The organism is Legionella sp. 39-23, from assembly GCF_001897665.1.
GTDB classification, from domain to species: domain Bacteria; phylum Pseudomonadota; class Gammaproteobacteria; order Legionellales; family Legionellaceae; genus Legionella; species Legionella steelei.
Map to the genome: position 1 here is coordinate 1 of NZ_MKTO01000004.1, position 18,870 is coordinate 18,870.

Below are 18,870 nucleotides of genomic sequence, written 5' to 3' on the forward strand. Positions count from 1 at the left end.
TGCTGCAGCTAATTTTTTATTTTTAATCAGTTGAGGTCCTTGTAAAAGCCATAGTTGCATTTCTGGCTGCATCCACCCCATAGCTTGATCAAAATTAAGTTTCTGGGTCTTCATAAGCGTATGCAGTTTTGTTGCTTTAGGAACTAAATGGACTATATCTATTTTTGCTGCATATTTTTTTAATTCAGAAGCAATAACAGATTGGAAATCTGGATTGAATGTTGCAAGGGTTTGCAATGCATCACGCTCCGTAGAGAGCGTCATGTGCAGCAAATTAGCAGCAATTGTTTTCGACAATGCAAGTCGGTCGACAGGATTCTCGGCTAAAACTAAGACTTTGTTTGCTTCCGCCACATGTCCTCCTAGAGCATAGCCCCTTGCCATATGCCGCAACAATTCGAATCGGTCATCAGGATTCTCGGCTAACTCTAAGACTTTGTTTGCTTTTGCCACATGTCCCCCTTGAGCATAACCACAAGCCATTTCTTGCAACAATGAGAATCGCTCATCAGGATCAGCTAACACTAAGATTTTGTTGGCTTCTGCCACATGTCCGCCCAGAGCATAGCCATATGCCATTTGCTGCAATAATTCGAATCGGTCATCATAATTCTGCTCGAGTGCTAAGACTTTGTTGGCTTCTGCCTCATATCCACCTTGCGCATAGCCCAATGCCATTTCCTGCAACAACGCGAATCGCTCCGTGGGATCCTCGGCTAACGCTAAGATTTCGTTTGCCTCTACTATATGTCCGCCTTGGGCATAGCCACATGCCATTTTCTGCAACAATGAGAGTCTGTCGACGGAATTATGCACTAACTCTAAAACTTTGTTTGCTTCTGCCACTTGCCCGCCTTGGGCATAGCCAGATGCCATTCCCTGCAACAATACGCGTCGCTCATCAGGATTCTCAGCTAACGCTAAGACTTTGTTTGCTTCTGCCACATGCCCGCCTTGGGCATAACCAGATGCCATCTCCTGCAATAATGAGAGTCGGTCGACAGGATTATGTACTAACTCTAAAGCATTATTTGCTTCTGCCACATGCTTGCCTTGAGCATAACCATATGCTATCCATAGCAATGAAGCATTGAATTCTTTTCTTAAAAAATTAACGGATTCAAAATCACCTTCAGCGGCTAATTTACTGACCGCAGCCTCACTTGTCACATCATGGAATACATCAATAGAAGCAAAAGGAAGTATTTTACTAATCGCTATTTTGGCCGCTTTTTTATTAGGATTTTTCGCAGCCTTGTAAATCAGCTCACTGAAGCATGTCTCACTGGCAATGCGTTTTTTTTGTAGTATCTCTTCAGGATCATTTTTAGAATCTAACTGACTGGCAACTGTTGGCATAAAATACGTACTCCTCTACAGAATGACCTTAACCCTTTAATTTCGGCATATTAACGAGCCAACTCTTTTTCTTCAATGCCTTAAGCATGAAATATCAATACCCTCTGGCCGGTTGTTAATATTTTATTAATCTTTATTAGTTATAGTGTGCGCTTTTTGCCCGAGTATACTAAATGCCAATTACGAATAATAACTATAGAAAACTTACACCTAATGAAATCCTCAACGCCACACTTCACCACTGGCCTAGCACGCAAAAGATTACAAATATCCCATACTCTTATGATCTATCCATTATCCCGCAACAGCTCAAGGACAGTGCACGATCAAAATATTCGCAAAGCTCATTTGCTCCTTTGAATACTGACAGTATTAATTGGCTGCAAAAAGTTCTGCATGAATGGGAAAAGTCTTGTGAAAACACAATTAAATTCATCTACGTTGGCAAAATTAGCTCGAATACTTTTCCAGGTATCGTAATAGCCAATTGTGACGACCTGGGTGATATCAATGGATACTGGCAACAAGTCTTCACCTCAGGACAGTTCCAATTTGGTTTGGTATGTATTCCTTCAAACTACTATGATGCTGCAGGCAAGCTCATGCCGTACAATATTAGAACCATTAGCCATGAAATAGGACATGCTATTGGCTTGCAACATTTCCACGATGTAGAGTCAATTCGTGTCTATTTACAAAATAGCCCTGAAGGGATGGGATATTCAGTAATGCCATACCTCGATGAGATAGAATCTGATACAAACTTATGCGAAAAGATGGATGCCTGTTTAAACACCACTTACGCAGTTATGCCTGGTCCTTTAGATGCACAAATGTGTCAAGCAATCTATGGGAAAGATAGCTTGCTTAAACCCATAAGCTTAGAAGAAATACAAAACTACGCATTCGCCGGTGCATCCATAGGATGTGACTTTGGTGCTCGTAGCGCTGCAGAGTACCTTTTTAAGCGTTTGGGTGATACTCAACTAGACGCCCATTTAAAGACCCTTGCGATTTATTACTCAGTTATCCTTTTAAGACTGGTGTATAACTCCTACGCCACTGATTACTCAAGCTTTTTTGAGCAAGCACAACAGCTTATGATCCCATTGGGTAGCGAGTTATGCCACCTGACTCTTAAGTTACTTGGAGATTACTTACGAACCCAAAATCTGCATGTTCTAAGCAATACTTTAGAAATAGCGTCAAGTAGTTTGATACTTCTCAGCTTTAGTCATGGACTCATCGAAGCAGCTAGAGGAAGCTTTCATGCAACCTGGAATTATGGCGCAGCCATTCTATCTGGTATCGCCAGTTATGGTATTGTTAGCTCCATAGGTAAGCATCTGGTTAACAATATCTTTGCTCCAGTGGAAGTCGAAAATCCTGGAGTTGTTGAACAAACAACCCAAAAAGGCCTTTTAACCTCGTTATGGAGTTTTTTTGGTACAAATAAACCAGAACAAGAAAGTGCTCCCCAGACACTCACGTCTAACAAGCAACACACATTGTAAATGCCTCCTATTGGAGGCCCATCAAATTATTCATACTGTTTTTACAGGGTCTAGACCATTCGTGCTCATTTGTGAGGGCATTCCCAGTAGGTCTTATTTAATCAAAAATCTCTTAATGTACTATACTTAAGACTTATGCAAAATAATTAGCTAGGTAAACAATGGCACAAAGTATTTTTTTTTGTAATGGCTTTGCAATACCCGCTGGATGTACTGAGAAAATCAGACAACAAATATTATTAATCCCATACGTTGTTCTATAAAAAAATATCGTATTTAATTTCAACTTTTGTAGATTCAATCAGTTATGAAAAATGAAATAATCATCACAATTAGACTTTTCGGTCTGATTTGCATTTGTGTCTTGTTTTTTTCGTCTAAAACAATCCGTGAATCAGTAGCACGGCCATTAAAAAGAGCTGATTCAACATTCTTTGTTCCTCAATTAACCATTGGCTACCATCAATACAGAGTCAAAGCTGTTGAAAAATCCCCAATTGCTCCTGAGGTCCCTGCCCCTCAAATTATTATCCAGAATATTGCCCTAAAACAAATTTCATTTTTGGATTTACCTGGCTGGGACACCACTGATATAAAAAAATCGTTATCTGTTTTTCAAAATTCCTGCAAGAAATTTTTAAGTCAAGATCCTAATGAAGCAGACGGCTCCAAATACATTGATATACGAGCTAAAGACTGGCAGTCTCCTTGTAGAGTAGCTTTAGCTATCGATCCAATTACAGATAAATCTGCAAAAGAATTTTTTGAAAACTGGTTTGACCCCGTTGAGTTCAATAAAGACAAACCAATCTCTGGCTTATTTACTGGTTATTATATGCCTGTAGTCAAAGGCAATTTAATCAAAACGAGTCAATACAACATTCCAATTTATGGAGCAGTAAAACATAACTCCAAAAAAAATAAACATCCCCAAAAACCAGTCATCGCTTGGATAAAAAGTTCGCTTGAGAGGCTTTTTTTACAAATTGAGGGGGCTGGTATCATCCAGCTTCCCAGTGGTAAGCGTTTATATATTTCATATGAAAATCGAAAAGCGGAGCCTTTAAACCAACAGGATGCTCTAGGTGCTCACGGTATTATACTCACTCCTGGGTACTCCTTAGCCATTGACAAAGACTGGATCCCATTAGGATCTCCGCTCTGGTTATCGACTGTGAAACCAAATATACATGAAAATAATGAGAGTTCATTACAACGTCTCATGATTGCTCAGGACATTGGTGGTGCAATTCGTGGAATAATGCGTGGCGATGTTTATTGGGGTGAAGGTGAAACAGCGGATTTTCTGGGCAATAATATGAAAAATGAAGGACGTTACTGGCTGCTTTTACCAAAACAAGCGTTGGTACGATTATTCGCAGACTTTGAATTTAATTCCTTTATGAGCATCCCTTAATTTAGGATATAACCAAACTTCGAGCAATTGTCTCAATTTTTTAATTAGCAAAAGGAGCATTTATTGAAAACTTGAACAAATTTCGAAGTATATTATAAATATCAACCACAATACCGAAATGCATCAATCCATTTGCGTTATAAACCAGCCTATCTATAATCAAAATTTAACAACCTAAAAGCTTATAAACTGATTGAGAAAAATTAATATTATTATATTTATTTGCTTGCGAATATTTTTCATTGATACTCTTAGTTGTTGATGCGTCTCGATTAAATGCCTTTTTGTTCTATTAGCTAAAAAGAAATAGCAAAAAGAAAACAACCAAACAAGGGAATGGAGATTTATTATGTTTTCACAAGAAATCCTACTTAGTGTTCCTGTGCGCACTGCTATTGGCAACTACAATGGTAGTCTTAGACAAACACCGGCCGTTGAATTAGCGACTACAGTCATCAAGGAGGTAATAAAACGCTCAGCACTTACACCTGAAGCAATAGATACCGTAGTCATGGGTAATGTTATCCAGGCAGGTAATAAAATGAACCCAGCTCGCCAAGCAACTATTCATGCAGGCCTGAGTGTCAACACCCCCGCTCTTACAGTCAACCGTGTTTGCGGTTCTGGCGCACAGGCTATTGTGAGCGCAGCACAAGAGATTGCTGTCAGCGGCGCAGATATTGCCATAGCAGGCGGTATGGAAAATATGGATCTTGCCCCCTATTTAGTTGGTGGAGGTCGATGGGGATATCGAATGGGTGATGCGCAAATTTATGACAGCATGCTGCGTGATGGATTACATGATGCATTTTCCAATAAACATTCTGGTTGGCATACAGAAGACTTGATAATGAAATACAGCATTAGTAGAGAAGAGCAAGATGCATGGGCTTTACGATCACACCATCAATTTACACAAGCCCAATCAGAAGGAAAGTTTGTCGCAGAAATTGCACCTATAACTATTCCTACCAAGGGTGGTACTGTAGATTTTGAAAAGGATGAAACCAACCGACCTGACACCTCTTTGGAAAAATTAACTAAATTAAAACCAGCCTTTCGAGAAAATGGCACATTAACCGCAGGTAATTCTCCAGGTCTTAATAGTGGTGCTGCTGCGATACTGGTAAGTAACAGGGCTGCTGCCAAGAAATATGGCCTAGAACCATTAGCAAAATTGATGGGTTACGCTGTAAGTGCTGTTGAACCAGGGATGTTCGGCATTGCGCCTGCTCCAGCAATACAGACTTTATTAAAACGAGTTGGCTGGACACTCGACGATGTTGAACGCTTCGAGATCAATGAAGCTTATGCCGCAGTACCTCTTGCCGTCATTAAAGAACTGGGCCTTAATGCCTCGCTGGTAAATATTGAAGGCGGAGCCGTTGCTCATGGGCATCCCATAGGTGCAACAGGTGCCATATTAACTACACGATTACTGCACTCCATGCAGCGTGATGGATTAAAGCGAGGTATTGTTGCCTTATGTATCGGAGGAGGCCAAGGTATTGCTTTGGCATTAGAAGCTATATAGCGTATGTCGGGCTTAAAGCCCGACAAGAAAATGCAATAATTAACACTCATAGGTTAATAACATGGTTATCCACAGAATTTGTGGACAAGTCAGTCATAGTTGTTTTGTGTGCGAGTAAACTTCACCCTTTTTACCTTACAATACGAAGGGGTTTATCCGGATAAGACGTACAAGTTTTCCAATCTAGTTCTTACCCATAACGACACATCTACTTCAGTAGTTTAATAACAATCAATCTAGCACCGTTTTTTTTTCAAAGCCAATTACTGTCTATACTTAAATCAGATGAATTTTATTTATACAACATCTTTACGCCAATTGATTTTCCCTTCTTGAAGTATGTTGTATTTAGGAGTGTTGGTATGAGTCTGGGGGATCACTTAGTAGGTTTTTTCAAAAAAAGACCTCAAAGTATTGCTGAATTAGCGTCAACAATAGAGCATAATATCCCTTATTATAGGATTCATGGTGGTTGTCCTGAGTTTGGTTTGCCAACAAGAGGCAATTTTGACAGAGTCACTATTGATGCATTAGTTAAATACATATCGATAAACAAACCACTTGTAGCCTATGGAGGTTCTGTTACTCTTGAAAATTTATTCACTGGATTTTTGAAAGATAAGAAAGTCGAAAATGGAATAAGTGGATTAGTTGTGGGGGTTCCCGGAAGAGTTATTGAGTTATCTTCTTTATATGAACCTTTACTCGATCATTTTATAGGTTTAAATCCAGAGGAAAATTCTAATGCAATTGCAAATTTTATCAAAGAGAATGAAGCAGTTATTGAAAGTTTATCTGAAAATCGAATTCTTGCTTATGTAACTGATTTAAAAGACCTCGTACGCGGAGAATTAGTAAGAAATCACTTTGCTGATTTGAATCCTGCATTGCCTCAAAAAATTACCATACATGAATTACAAGATACTGATTTTATGTGTGAATTATGGGAAGAATTGTCCTCTAAAAATTTGTTAAGAAGAGAATAATAAAATCAAAAATTACGTCTATCTCTACTTCCATATACTCCTTATTAACCACCTTACTTAATATTCTCTTAATAATTTGTCTATATATTTATCAGTCCCGACAAAAAAGGCTTTAATATGAAATTTAAAAATTCTTTATTTGAAGAACGATATAATGAGTACTGGAATAGTAATGTTGTGATATTAGATAAAACCATTCGCAATGCTTCACAAGGCGAAAATTTATTTGCAAAACGAGATAATGTGGGCAACTTGATTCAAGCCTATCAGCAGCATGTACTCAATATTTTATCAAATTTGGATCGTCAAGCGTATATGTTTGAAGACAATGAATACGTAGAAGAATACAGAAAAAGCACTATTGAACAAGCACGTGAAGACGTCACTACTTATTCAAGTTTATTTCCTGAATGTAAAGAAACTTGCTCTGAATTTTTGAAAGCGTTCGATAACAATTCATCTGTAAAAACTGTTGAAGTTTCAGCGTTTACTCCCACTAAATAATAAGATAGCACATTGCCTGTATCTAAATTTAAGAAATTAATACAGGCAAATCTTAGTTAAAAAATTTTTCAGTTAGATCCCATATACAAAGGATAACCACTTAGCATACTCATTTACGTGAACGCATGCTCACGTAAATGGCCCTACCACAAATACTAGGTTATGCTCTTCATTAGGAAATACTTTTTTGTGCTTTTTCAGCTGCCAAATAAATACAAATAATCGTAATTATCGACATGATAATCAGATAAATTGATACAGGCCAGGTTTTATCATCTGCCCACTCAACCAAACCAGTAGCAATTAAAGGCGCTAGCCCCCCCGACAATGCTGCTGATAAATGATAAGCAATTGCGGTTCCACTGTAACGGATGCGTGTGTGAAAGAGCTCTGAATAAAATGCAGCCTGAGCACCATGCATCATGGCATGAGGACCACACATGCCAAACAACACTGCAAAGAAAATCAAATGTGGGCTTTTTGATTGCAGCAACCAAAAAAATGGAAATGCAAACAACCCCATCAATAAAGCCCCACAGATATATACAGGGCGACGTCCAATTAAATCCGAAACCATGCCAAAGTATGGAATCAGTAGCATTTCAAAAATGGAGCCGAGCATCACTGCATAAAGAAGCAGTGTTTTTGATAAATGCAGGTTAAATGTCCCATAACTTAATATAAAAACAGTTAAAATATAAAAGGAAGAACTTTCAATTAAACGTGCCCCTATTGCGAGAAGAAAATTTCTAAAATGAGAGCGCAACATTTCTAAGGCTGGAACTTTAGGCGGACGCTTATTTTTGGCTGCGTCCACAAAGACTTTACTCTCCATAATCTGTAGCCGAATATAAAGTCCCACAAGAACAACAATGAAACTAAGTAAAAAAGGGATACGCCATCCCCATGATAAGAATTTCTCACTAGGCAATGCAGAAAAAATAAGAAATACCCCAATGGAAATGACTAAACCAAATGGGGCACCTGCATTCGGCCAACTTGAATAGAATCCTCTTTCTTTTTCACGGCTGACCTCCGCAGACAATACGACTGCACCAGCCCACTCTCCACCCACAGCTATTCCTTGAATACATCGCAAAAGTACAAGTAAAATTGGTGCGAATATCCCAATTGAGTCATAGGTAGGCAGTAGTCCAATCAAAAAAGTAGAGGTTCCCATCATACATAACGTGATAATAAGCATATTTTTCCTGCCCACCCTATCACCAAAATGACCAAAAATAATACCACCCAGCGGTCTTGCAAAAAAACCAACTGCATAGGTTGCATATGCGGCCATAATTCCTGCTACAGGACTAATTTTAGGGAAAAAAAGTATGTTGAAAAATAATGCTGAAGCAGTACCAAAGAGGTAAAAATCATACCATTCAATTGTAGTGCCAATCATACTGGCAATAGAAACTCTTCTTGAAGCCTTCGATTTTGGATCACGTCGTATTAGTGCCATAATTTCTTATATAACAAGAGGATATCTCATTTTATCCTATATGAAATATAGTGAGAATGCGAGGATTACTTCCATAAAGCAAATAAACTGTGTAATAGTTCATTTTACTCAGATTATGTGCCCCAAAAAGCTCTTAGGATAGCCATTATTACTTTCTTTTAGTTTTTTTTGCTAAACTAAAAGCGATAATTAGGATTTAGGATCAGGAATAAGGACATTCGAAAATGAACTATTTAGAGCTTATTCTAAAAACATTGAATAAATTTGCGCAAAACTTCATTACTCTTATTCCTAATATTATTGCAGGCATCGCTTTTGCTGTTGTTACCTATTTTCTGGCGAAATTAATTAGTCGACTAATTAATTCGCTTTTACCTAGAATGCCAATTCGCGCCAATTTAGTCACTATTTTTCATAAACTAACTTTTATTGTCGTGTGGTTTGTGGGAATCTTAATCATTTCTGCCATTATATTTCCATCGGTAACCACCGCTAATGTCTTAGCAACATTGGGGTTGACCTCTGTTGCAATTGGTTTGGCGTTCAGAAGCATTTTTGAAAACTTTTTTACCGGTATCCTAATCTTACTCAGAGAGCCTTTCAGTATTGGTGATTTCATCATCGTTGATTCACAGCAAGGCTATGTTTATCGTATTTCCGTGCAAAATACTCATCTTCGCAAAACAGATGGTTCTCGTGTATATATCCCTAATTCTAAATTGTATACTAATACAGTGCAGGTACTAACCGACACCCCACTTAGGCGAAAAAAAATTGGCTGTAGTGTTGATTTTGGCACTGACGTGGAAAAAGTACGTTCAGTTATTACCAAAGCAGTGGAACGATGCGAGACTGTTTCTAAAGATAAGTACATTCAGATTTATGTTGTTTCTTTTTCTTCTAATGGGGTTGATTTTGAAATATATTGGTGGGCAAAATCCAAACCCAGTGACCAACGACGCTCACTTGATGAAGTACTCACAAGCATTAAAAAAGCACTTGATGATGAAAAAATACCCATGACCTACTCTACTTCATTATGTTTTAATGAACCATTGCTTATTCAAAATAAAGAAAAAAATAATGACTCCGAAACTCATTGAAGTCCAGCGCCCTTATCCGAGCATTGTAACCTGGATACAGCAAGCCATAATTCGGAAAGATACAAGAAGTCATCAATTGAGTTTTTCTAAGATAGTTAGTACTATACTGAATCAATTTAAAAGCATAAAATTAGCTTTTTACTATTGAAGTTTATTATCCTGTACGTTTGGATGTTTCAAAATGAGCCAATTCATAGATCTATCTCTTCTAAAAAAAAATCGTGACTTCCGATTGCTCTATTTTGGACAATTTATTTCATTTATTGGCACCATGATTAGTAGTGTCGCACTGCCCTATCAAGTTTATCAAATGACCCAGTCAACGTTCATCGTTGGATTATTAAGCTTGGTTCAATTACTACCTCTTTTAATTACTGCACTAATTGGCGGGGTATTTGCAGATCGATACAATCGCCGTGGGTTATTAATTATCAGTGAATTACTTCTAGCTGGAGGCTGTTTCATACTGGTGCTTAACTCATATCAGACCAGTCCCTCTCTGAGCCTTATTTTTATCGTTTCCGCTTCTATGTCAGCGATTAATGGTTTACATCGTCCTGCTTTTGATAGCATTACCCAGCAAATTGTTACTCCTAATGATTATAAAAATGTAGGGGCGCTTGCTACATTTAAATTCAGTTTTTGTATGATTATTGCGCCGGCAATTTCTGGACTTATCATTGCTCAATATGGAATTGTTATCACTTATTTAATTGATTTAATTACATTTATCATGTCATTAATCGCCTTAATTAGGCTTCATAATATTCCTAAGCCAGCATTGCAAGAGCATCCATCTATCGTATCTTCGCTAAAACAAGGAATTTCCTTCGCTCTTAATCGACAAGAATTAATGGGGAGCTATCTAGTTGATTTTATTGCCATGGTTTTTTCATGGCCTAATGCCTTACTCCCTGCGATAGCCCAATCATATGGAGGAGCAAAAACATTAGGTTTACTTTATTCTGCGCCTGCAGTAGGAGCATTGTTTATTTCGTTTTTCAGCGGCTGGACATCAAAAATAGCACGTGATGGCAAAGCAATTGCAATTGCCGCCGCGCTATGGGGTGCGGCAATTATTGGGTTTGGTTTATCAAACTCACTGTGGCTTGTCCTATTTTTCTTAGCACTGGCAGGCGCTTTTGATGCCATAAGTGGAATATTTCGTACCACTTTATGGAATAATACCATTCCAACAGAATATCGTGGTCGATTGGCTGGCATAGAAATGATTAGTTATTTATGCGGACCTAAATTAGGCGATACACGTGCTGGACTTATCGCATCAAGTTTTAGCATTAGCACCGCACTGATATCAGGCGGTGTATTATCCATTATCGGGGTAACTGTTTGTTGTCTCGTCTTCCCTAAATTTTGGTATTATCGCTCACACCAAACCTCTGGCAATGCCACCTAGCCTAGAGCATTCGTAGCCTGGGTTAAGAAGCTTGTTTATGTCTAAAAAACCCGGGTTTCGCTGCGCTGCACCCAGGCTACAATTTTTATATATTGCGACAGGATTGAATCAAATCAAATTTTGGATTGTGTTCCTTTGCTTTTACATCATAAAGCGACAAAAGAGTTGAAAACAAATAATCATGCGATATAGGATCGGCTTGTTTGTTGCGCAAACAATTTTCATTCATGGCTAATTGTTTCGATAATCCTTGTGACAGCCATAAAATCATAGGAACCTTCTTTTGCTCATCTGGCGCCATAAAATAAGGCAACCCATGAAGGAATACATTACGCTCCCCAAGTGACTCACCATGATCCGACACATAAATTAATCCAGTATCATGTGATTTAATGTTTTGTAACAAATCAATTGTGTGAGCCAATATCGAATCAGTATACAAAATCGCATTATCATAAGTGTTCACTAGTGCTTTTTGCGAGCACGAAGATAAATCCGCTGTATCACAAGTAGGCGTCCACTTCTTAAATTGTTCTGGGTAACGTTCAAAATACGCAGGACCGTGATTGCCAAGCATATGCAATACAATCAGCTGATCCCCTTTTTTACTAATAATTCGCTCTTGAAGCTGATGCAAAAGAACCTCATCAAAACAACGTCCATTTTTACATAAATCGTCTACATTTAACTCTTCGACCATTGAATCATCACACACACCTTTACAACCTGACTGATTATCGCGCCACAATACTGAAATATTTGTATGGGTCAATAAATGAAGCAAGGATTCAGTTTGATTGATTTTCTTACTGTTATATGCGTGCATCCCATAAGGAGAAAACATACAGGGTAATGAAACTGCCGTTGTCGTACCACAGCTGGTTACTTGGTTGAAATTAATAACGTCTCGCTTAGCAAGTTCCGGGGTTGTTTGCCTCCGATATCCATTTAGCCCCCAATTTACAGCACGAACCGTCTCACCAACGACAAGAATAATAACGCGTGGTTTACTCTGTTCAGAGCGTGAAAGCTGATGCGCATCCGCGCCAATTTTGATTTTTGTTTTATCTACTCGAGCCTCTCGCGCTCTCCAGTATACTTTTGCAGAAGATGAAAGCATATTTAAAGGAGTAACTAAATAAACAAGTTGCTTTCGCTCTCGAAGAATTGGACCAAGCTCGTGAAATACCGCCCAGGAACTGCCAAACAACATAAATAATGACAAAAAAATAGTTCCTAATCGTCCTGCCCAATATGAAGGAAGACTTCTTTTATAAATTTTAATATGCCAAATGAACCAACACGGAAGCACACCTAGAAATAGAAAATAAGGAAGAATACGCCATTGTAAAAATTCGCTGCTTTCCTGATAATCAGTACTCACAATGTTGGTAATCATGGTTGGATCAATATACACATGAAATGTACTCATGAAATACACTGCAACAGACGTAATCATCAATAAACCAATAGTAAACCATTTAAAGGTCCAACGATTAATCACTAAAAGAAGTAAAAACCAAAACAAACTCGTCATTGCAGTTGCAGTGCAAAAAATAAAAAACCAAGTATGTGGATTCGTTAACTCTTTACCTTGAAGTAACTCCCTCCAGAAAGCGCTATTACATGCTAAAGTAAAAAAAAGGCTGCACACGAGGGTGATCAGTTCACTAGACCAGTAGCTAATGCGATTTGTTTTAAATATGATAACTATTCTCCTCAAAATTTGAGCATAGTTTACAAATTTTTTTTTGTATTTGGTAGTAATTCGTGAGTAGTACTAAGGAAAACTCAAGGTTGGTATATAAAAAATAAGGTTCTTCCGTGAACGTATGCGTACCCGTAAGTGAATTATGACTTAAGTCGGATACTTCAACCAAACAGGCATTACCTTATTCAAGTACACCATAAACTTCCATAAACCGACCTGAGATTCGATATTACCGAAAACATCAGTCTTAGTCTCAGGATAGGCAATACCTAAACCAAATAACCCTGGCCCAATAATGCCGACATAGGGATTATGACGTGCATTTTCATAATCACCAATTACAATGCTTTTTCGCTGCTCAAAACCTACTGCATAAACTACTTGGTCACATTCAGGTAAAAAACGGGCAATGTTAGGTTCACTGACGTTATAACGCAGTAGATTAGGAGGCAAAACACCATCAATATGTTCTCGAGCCCAAGCCGCTGTCTGTCCTTTAAGTCCTGTATTATCAAAAAGAATCCAATCATCCATTTCAATAGCATAACAACATGGAGAACGATAAAAATTAATGACTTTTTTAACATCCAACTCAACAAGATGCCTTAAAATGATGATTGCGGAATGAGATGAACCAAATACGCCATAAGTCTCATCACGCTGAACCACTGAAGCCAACTTATCTTTATCAATTGCGACATCAAAAGGAATTACATTAACACCAGGATAATTCAACGTTGAGGGTAATGCTCCTGTAGCCAATATTACATTTTTAGCTTGGTAGCTTTTTGAGTCAGTGCATAAAGACCATACACGCTTGGATAAAAACATATTACGGATTGTTGTCTTTACTGCTTGAACTTTTTTTAATAAATGTTCAGTAACCCATTGCAAAGGCTCAACCATAAAACCTAAGGTGCATGTCTCATCAACTGGTAAATGATTTAATTGAAAATCGGGGGCATCTTGGTAATGAAAAGAACGCACTGCCAATAAAAAATCGTTAAAAAATTTTACCTTTGTATTGCTCGAAACATTATGCCAATGGAGCCCCAAGTCTCCAACTTTAAAATGGGGATCAAACCATAAAATATCTTCAGCTAAAATACCATTATCCAATAACTTACCGACTGCAGCGATCCCGGCAGGACCCGCTCCTACTACTGCCCATTGATATGTTTTTTTATCCATAACTCTTATTCACACGAATTGACTAACACACAAGTACCCGAACTACAATCATCTACTGTTTGACATGAGGGATCATAATACCCCTCATCAGGCACGCCAATAACCACACCAGTATTATCATCCAAATTATCATCATACCAGATATTATCAGTATTCACATTGACACCGCCCACATAACCATCATCATTGTGATAATAGTTACCATGATAATTATTGTAATAGCCATTATTGTTATGATAGACATTATTATGGTATCCATTATTGTGATACACAGTATTAGGCGCGCCCCCATGGTAGCCACCCCCAACATGTCCCTCAAAAGCAAAAATAGAAAAACTCAGAAAGCATAAAGCAAACATTAAACCGCGAGCACATACTTTCATTTTCTTTCCTTAGAGTTAAGCGGCCAGATTTTAATAAAGTATAGTACTCGAAATGAAACTCAGTAAAACAAAAATTCAATGACAAATAAATATCAATTGTGAGTTCTTATGTTACACTTGAGCAATTGTTTGGTCTTTGCAAGAAGGAAATTTATAATGTATCTATCAATTCCCCCTGGAAAAGTCTTTAGAAAAGTTGATGTTAGAACAGATGCACACAGTGAACCCAGCATGAAAGATTGCTTCGTTGATCTAAATGATGACTCCATAATTGTGCTCCAAGACCTAATTAAGGATGCATTAAAATCTCACAGGAGAGGTGGAAACATTATTACTTTAAAAGAATTTACTATATATTTGAAAACACCACCTAACACTGATGACTCCTTTTTGACTTATACTCCAAATCATAACGGGAAGCACCCAACTGATGTAACACCTCAAGTTGTTGTTGGAAAAAACGTTCAAAAATATAATCCAGCAGCGCATACTAAGTACGGATCTTTTTGGCATGGAGCGCTTCATTTACCCCCCGAGAAAAGATTACTAGTAGAACAGAAAATGTTAGCACAGAAAGAAGATCGCCAACATATTGGCGATTCCCCTAAAGCGACCTAATGCTTATGAAAAAAATAAGTTAGCTTTGCAGCCTGGGTAACGCTTAGCGTAACCTGGGTTTTCTGCACGGTTTCCCGGCTTACGTCTTCACCCAGGCTACAAAGCGAGCTACAAATTGGATTCAATGACATGTATAATCAATTATGCTAAGATCACTTCGTTCCGAAAAACACGGATACATGCAGCTCTTACATAGCCTACACTATATATATTGGAACACAATCAAATAACACTTTTGGATCACCCTATGGCAGTTACTATAAAGACCCCTGATGAAATTGAAAAAATGCGTGTTGCTGGCAAACTTGCCGCAGAAGTTCTTGAGATGATTGGCCCCCATGTAAAAGAAGGCATCACCACCGACGAACTAAATACTATTTGCCATGACTACATCGTGAATACACAAAAAGCTATTCCTGCGCCTTTAAATTACAATGGGTTTCCAAAATCTATTTGCACTTCAGTCAATCATGTAGTCTGTCATGGTATTCCAGGAAAAAAGGTTTTAAAAGAAGGTGATATCATTAATATTGACATCACAGTCATCAAAAACGAATATCACGGCGATACAAGTAAGATGTTTCTTGTTGGTGAGCCATCAGTCAAAGCAAAACATGTAGTTCAGGTCGCCCACGATTGTTTGTTTATAGGAATAGACATGGTAAAACCTGGGGTTCATTTGGGTGACATAGGCCATGCCATTCAACAACATGCAGAAAAAAATCGTTGCTCAGTTGTCCGTGATTATTGCGGTCATGGTATAGGGCGCATCTTCCATGAAGATCCGCAAGTACTACATTATGGAATACCTGGCACAGGAATGAAACTAGAACCTGGAATGACATTCACGATAGAACCCATGATCAATGTAGGAAAACATCACACTCGTTTATTACCTGATCAATGGACTGTAGTCACTAAAGATCATAGTCTTTCAGCCCAATGGGAACATACCTTATTGGTTACCGATGATGGTGTAGAAATTTTGACTCTGCGCGATGAAGAACGAAAATAAACAGACAAAGGCTCATCCCTTTGCACCCACACAAGATGCAGAAAAAAAAGGGATGACCTTAGAGTTACAACATCTTAAAAATACTCTAAGACAATTTAAAGAAAAACTACGCGAAGAATTCGATTATAAAACCAATATAACAACCATCACTCGTAAATTAGTTAACTTCATTGATGAACTGGTTATCAACCTATTTACTAAAAATCAATTAGATCATGATGTTTTTTGCCTCCTCGCTCTTGGCAGTTATGGGCGTCGAGAACTACAACTCTATTCTGATGTCGATATATTGTTGTTGCATACTGAGAAAGTCTCTAAATCACAATTACAGCGCGCTCAGAACTTTATCCAGGATTGCTGGGACGTAGGTTTAGATCTCAGCCATCAAATCACTAGCGTTTCTTCCTGTGCTGAACTCGCAAGCCAAGATGTCGCTGTTGTTTCCAGTCTCATGGATATGTTTTTATTATGCGGTCGCGGCGCATTAATGGAAGAATTGATTTATCAAATTCATCCCCTGCACATGTGGATTAGCCATGATTACTTTTTAGCCAAACTTCAAGAGCAAAAAAAACGTGATGCTAAGTATGGTGAAACAGCTTATAACCTGGAGCCCAATGTCAAATATGGTCCTGGTGGCCTGCGCGATTTACACATTCTCCTTAGCATTGGTAAGCGTCATTTTAATATTAAAAAATTGGCTGATGGCATAGGCTATGGATTTATTACTGATAAAGAATATGAAAAACTTACTTACTGCCAGCATTTTCTCTGGCGCGTACGCTTTGCCTTACATGTATTGGCTGAAAAAGCAGAAGAGCGCTTGTCTTTTGACTATCAAGTCAAGTTAGCCCAGTTTTTTGGTTATAAAGATAAACCGCACTCGTTAGCCATAGAACAATTCATGAAGGATTACTTTAAAGTAATTAAACGCAATAGAGAGCTCAATGAAATGCTCTTGCAATGGTTTGATGAAACCATTGCGCACTCCCCCAAACAAAAGTTATTTCATTTAGATAATGAATTTCAACTGTCTAATAATTACATCGAAGTAAGAAATACCCGTATCTTCATCCATCATCCACAAGCATTATTAAAATTATTCCTCTGGATAGCTAGACGACCAGATATTGAAGGTGTTCGCGCGAATACTATTCGCTTAATTAGAGAATCACTCTATCTGATGAATAAGCGTTTTAAAGCATCCTCAGAAACAACAGAGTTGTTTATGAGCATTCTTAAGACGGCAGATGGACCTTATAAGGCATTGCATCGAATGAACAGATACGGCGTTCTAGCCCATTATCTGGAATGTTTTGCGATGGTCACTGGTCAAATGCAATATGATTTATTTCATGTATATACCGTAGATCAGCACACCTTATTTGTAATTCGCAATCTCTCACGTTTCAAAGAAAAAAGTTATGTAGAGCAATTCCCTCTCTGCGTACAAATTATGTCTACGTTAAATAAACCTGAACTAGTTTACTTAAGTGCATTATTTCATGATATTGCCAAAGGAAGAGGTGGCGATCATTCTGAGCTAGGTGCGGTTGAAGCATTGCATTTTGCACAAAATCACAGGCTTGAAAAAGAAGACAGTGAGCTACTTGTGTGGCTTGTGCGTAATCATCTTATTATGTCACAAACTGCACAGCGCCAGGATATTTATGATCCCAATACGATAAAAAATTTTTGTAAACTGTTACCCCACCCTCACTATCTGGATTATCTGTATTTGCTTACAATTGCAGATATTTGCGGTACCAATCCCACATTATGGAATTCTTGGAAAGACTCTTTGCTTAAGGAGTTATATCGAGCAGCCAAACATATGCTGCATAAAGAACAAGAATTAATGGATGAAACAGAACTCATTAAAGTGCGTAAGCATTATGCTCTATCGCTATTGGTTACTGAAGGTATTAAAGCAAAAACAGTCGAGGACTTATGGGAGCAATTTAAAGACAAATATTTTCTCCATGAATCCCCAGAAATCATAGCGCGTCATACTAAAGCAATCCTAGCATGCACCCAATTTCCCTTAGTCATGATTATGCCCCATCATAGCCAAGGAGGAACTGAAGTTTTTATCTACATGCCTCACCGAGATGACCGCTTTGCCATTGCAACGACCGTCTTAAGTAACCACAATGTCACCATTCAAGAAGCAATGATTCTTACCTCTGATAATCAATATGATTTGGACACTTACATTATTTTAGATGAGCAAAACCAAGCATTTTTTGATAAACAACGCTCTCATGACATTCAACAAGCTTTATGTGCTCATTTAGCACAAACAGAACAAGTACCTGCCGTATCCCGAAAAAGACTATCAAGAGCTTTGGCACATTTTAATGTCAAAACTCAAATTCATTACAACGAAGATCTGACTTATCATCAAACTCGATTATTCCTAGTCACTGGTGATAGACCTGGCTTACTGGCAACTATAGGTAGGGTATTTTCAACTTTAAACATTCACTTGCATAATGCAAAAATTGTGACTGCCGGAGAACGTGCGGAAGATACTTTTTATATTACAAATCAGCAAAATCAGTCATTAAATAATGAAGAAAAAGAACTCTTAAAACAAAAACTGATCCAAGAACTGCAAATGACTTTGAAATAAATAGTGATTATAGCC

General features: G+C 38.0%; 15 protein-coding genes. 10 read left to right on the forward strand and 5 right to left on the reverse strand.

What is annotated here, in order from left to right; genetic code table 11:
- Nucleotides 1-1,359: tetratricopeptide repeat protein (locus tag BGO44_RS01205; protein WP_286822648.1), on the reverse strand; the 1,359-nt coding region annotated here is incomplete at its 3' end.
- A gap of 173 nt (nt 1,360-1,532) precedes the next feature.
- On the opposite strand from BGO44_RS01205, the gene BGO44_RS01210 reads away from it, so the two are divergent.
- The 5 genes from BGO44_RS01210 to BGO44_RS01230 all read left to right on the forward strand — a co-directional run bounded on the left by BGO44_RS01210 (nt 1,533) and on the right by BGO44_RS01230 (nt 7,314).
- Nucleotides 1,533-2,873, forward strand: coding sequence for a zinc metalloprotease (locus tag BGO44_RS01210; protein ID WP_273199448.1), 1,341 nt, complete (start codon nt 1,533-1,535; stop codon nt 2,871-2,873).
- A gap of 307 nt (nt 2,874-3,180) precedes the next feature.
- Nucleotides 3,181-4,290 carry an MltA domain-containing protein gene (locus tag BGO44_RS01215; RefSeq protein WP_273199450.1) on the forward strand — a complete coding sequence of 370 codons (1,110 nt, stop codon included), beginning with the start codon at nt 3,181-3,183 and terminating at the stop codon, nt 4,288-4,290.
- A 349-nt stretch (nt 4,291-4,639) separates the two neighbouring features.
- On the forward strand, nt 4,640-5,824 hold the full coding sequence (locus tag BGO44_RS01220; protein ID WP_058510680.1) for a thiolase family protein: 1,185 nt from the start codon (nt 4,640-4,642) through the stop codon (nt 5,822-5,824).
- Nucleotides 5,825-6,186: 362 nt separating this feature from the next.
- Entirely contained in the window at nt 6,187-6,810 is a 624-nt protein-coding gene (locus BGO44_RS01225; RefSeq protein ID WP_058510681.1) for a hypothetical protein, read from the forward strand.
- 117 nt (nt 6,811-6,927) lie between these two features.
- Nucleotides 6,928-7,314, forward strand: a complete 387-nt coding sequence (locus tag BGO44_RS01230) for a hypothetical protein (protein ID WP_273199453.1) — start codon at nt 6,928-6,930, stop codon at nt 7,312-7,314.
- Between the two features lie 172 nt (nt 7,315-7,486).
- Here the strand turns inward: BGO44_RS01230 and BGO44_RS01235 are convergent, their stop codons facing one another.
- A complete protein-coding gene (locus BGO44_RS01235; RefSeq protein WP_058510683.1) occupies nt 7,487-8,782 on the reverse strand; it encodes an MFS transporter in 1,296 nt (431 codons plus the stop codon).
- A 224-nt stretch (nt 8,783-9,006) separates the two neighbouring features.
- On the opposite strand from BGO44_RS01235, the gene BGO44_RS01240 reads away from it, so the two are divergent.
- Both BGO44_RS01240 and BGO44_RS01245 read left to right on the forward strand, forming a co-directional pair.
- Entirely contained in the window at nt 9,007-9,885 is an 879-nt protein-coding gene (locus BGO44_RS01240) for a mechanosensitive ion channel family protein (protein ID WP_058510684.1), read from the forward strand.
- 181 nt (nt 9,886-10,066) lie between these two features.
- Complete coding sequence (locus BGO44_RS01245) at nt 10,067-11,302, forward strand: MFS transporter (RefSeq protein ID WP_058510685.1); 1,236 nt, start codon at nt 10,067-10,069, stop codon at nt 11,300-11,302.
- 85 nt (nt 11,303-11,387) lie between these two features.
- Here BGO44_RS01245 and BGO44_RS01250 read toward each other — a convergent pair whose 3' ends face one another.
- From BGO44_RS01250 to BGO44_RS01260, 3 genes are all read right to left on the reverse strand, one after another.
- Nucleotides 11,388-13,025, reverse strand: a complete 1,638-nt coding sequence (locus tag BGO44_RS01250) for a phosphoethanolamine transferase (RefSeq protein WP_273199457.1) — start codon at nt 13,023-13,025, stop codon at nt 11,388-11,390.
- Nucleotides 13,026-13,160: 135 nt separating this feature from the next.
- The gene (locus BGO44_RS01255) at nt 13,161-14,204 is read right to left on the reverse strand and encodes an FAD-dependent oxidoreductase (RefSeq protein ID WP_273199458.1); all 1,044 of its coding nucleotides are present in this window, start codon (nt 14,202-14,204) and stop codon (nt 13,161-13,163) included.
- Between the two features lie 5 nt (nt 14,205-14,209).
- On the reverse strand, nt 14,210-14,587 hold the full coding sequence (locus BGO44_RS01260) for a hypothetical protein (protein WP_058510688.1): 378 nt from the start codon (nt 14,585-14,587) through the stop codon (nt 14,210-14,212).
- 156 nt (nt 14,588-14,743) lie between these two features.
- Between BGO44_RS01260 and BGO44_RS01265 the strand changes: the two genes are divergently transcribed.
- The 3 genes from BGO44_RS01265 (at nt 14,744) to glnD (ending at nt 18,855) form a co-directional block, all read left to right on the forward strand.
- Nucleotides 14,744-15,205 carry a hypothetical protein gene (locus tag BGO44_RS01265; protein ID WP_058510689.1) on the forward strand — a complete coding sequence of 154 codons (462 nt, stop codon included), beginning with the start codon at nt 14,744-14,746 and terminating at the stop codon, nt 15,203-15,205.
- A 247-nt stretch (nt 15,206-15,452) separates the two neighbouring features.
- Complete coding sequence (gene map / locus BGO44_RS01270; protein WP_058510690.1) at nt 15,453-16,220, forward strand: type I methionyl aminopeptidase; 768 nt, start codon at nt 15,453-15,455, stop codon at nt 16,218-16,220.
- Nucleotides 16,221-16,272: 52 nt separating this feature from the next.
- Nucleotides 16,273-18,855, forward strand: a complete 2,583-nt coding sequence (gene glnD, locus BGO44_RS01275) for a [protein-PII] uridylyltransferase (protein WP_273199502.1) — start codon at nt 16,273-16,275, stop codon at nt 18,853-18,855.
- Nucleotides 18,856-18,870: the final 15 nt, after the last annotated feature.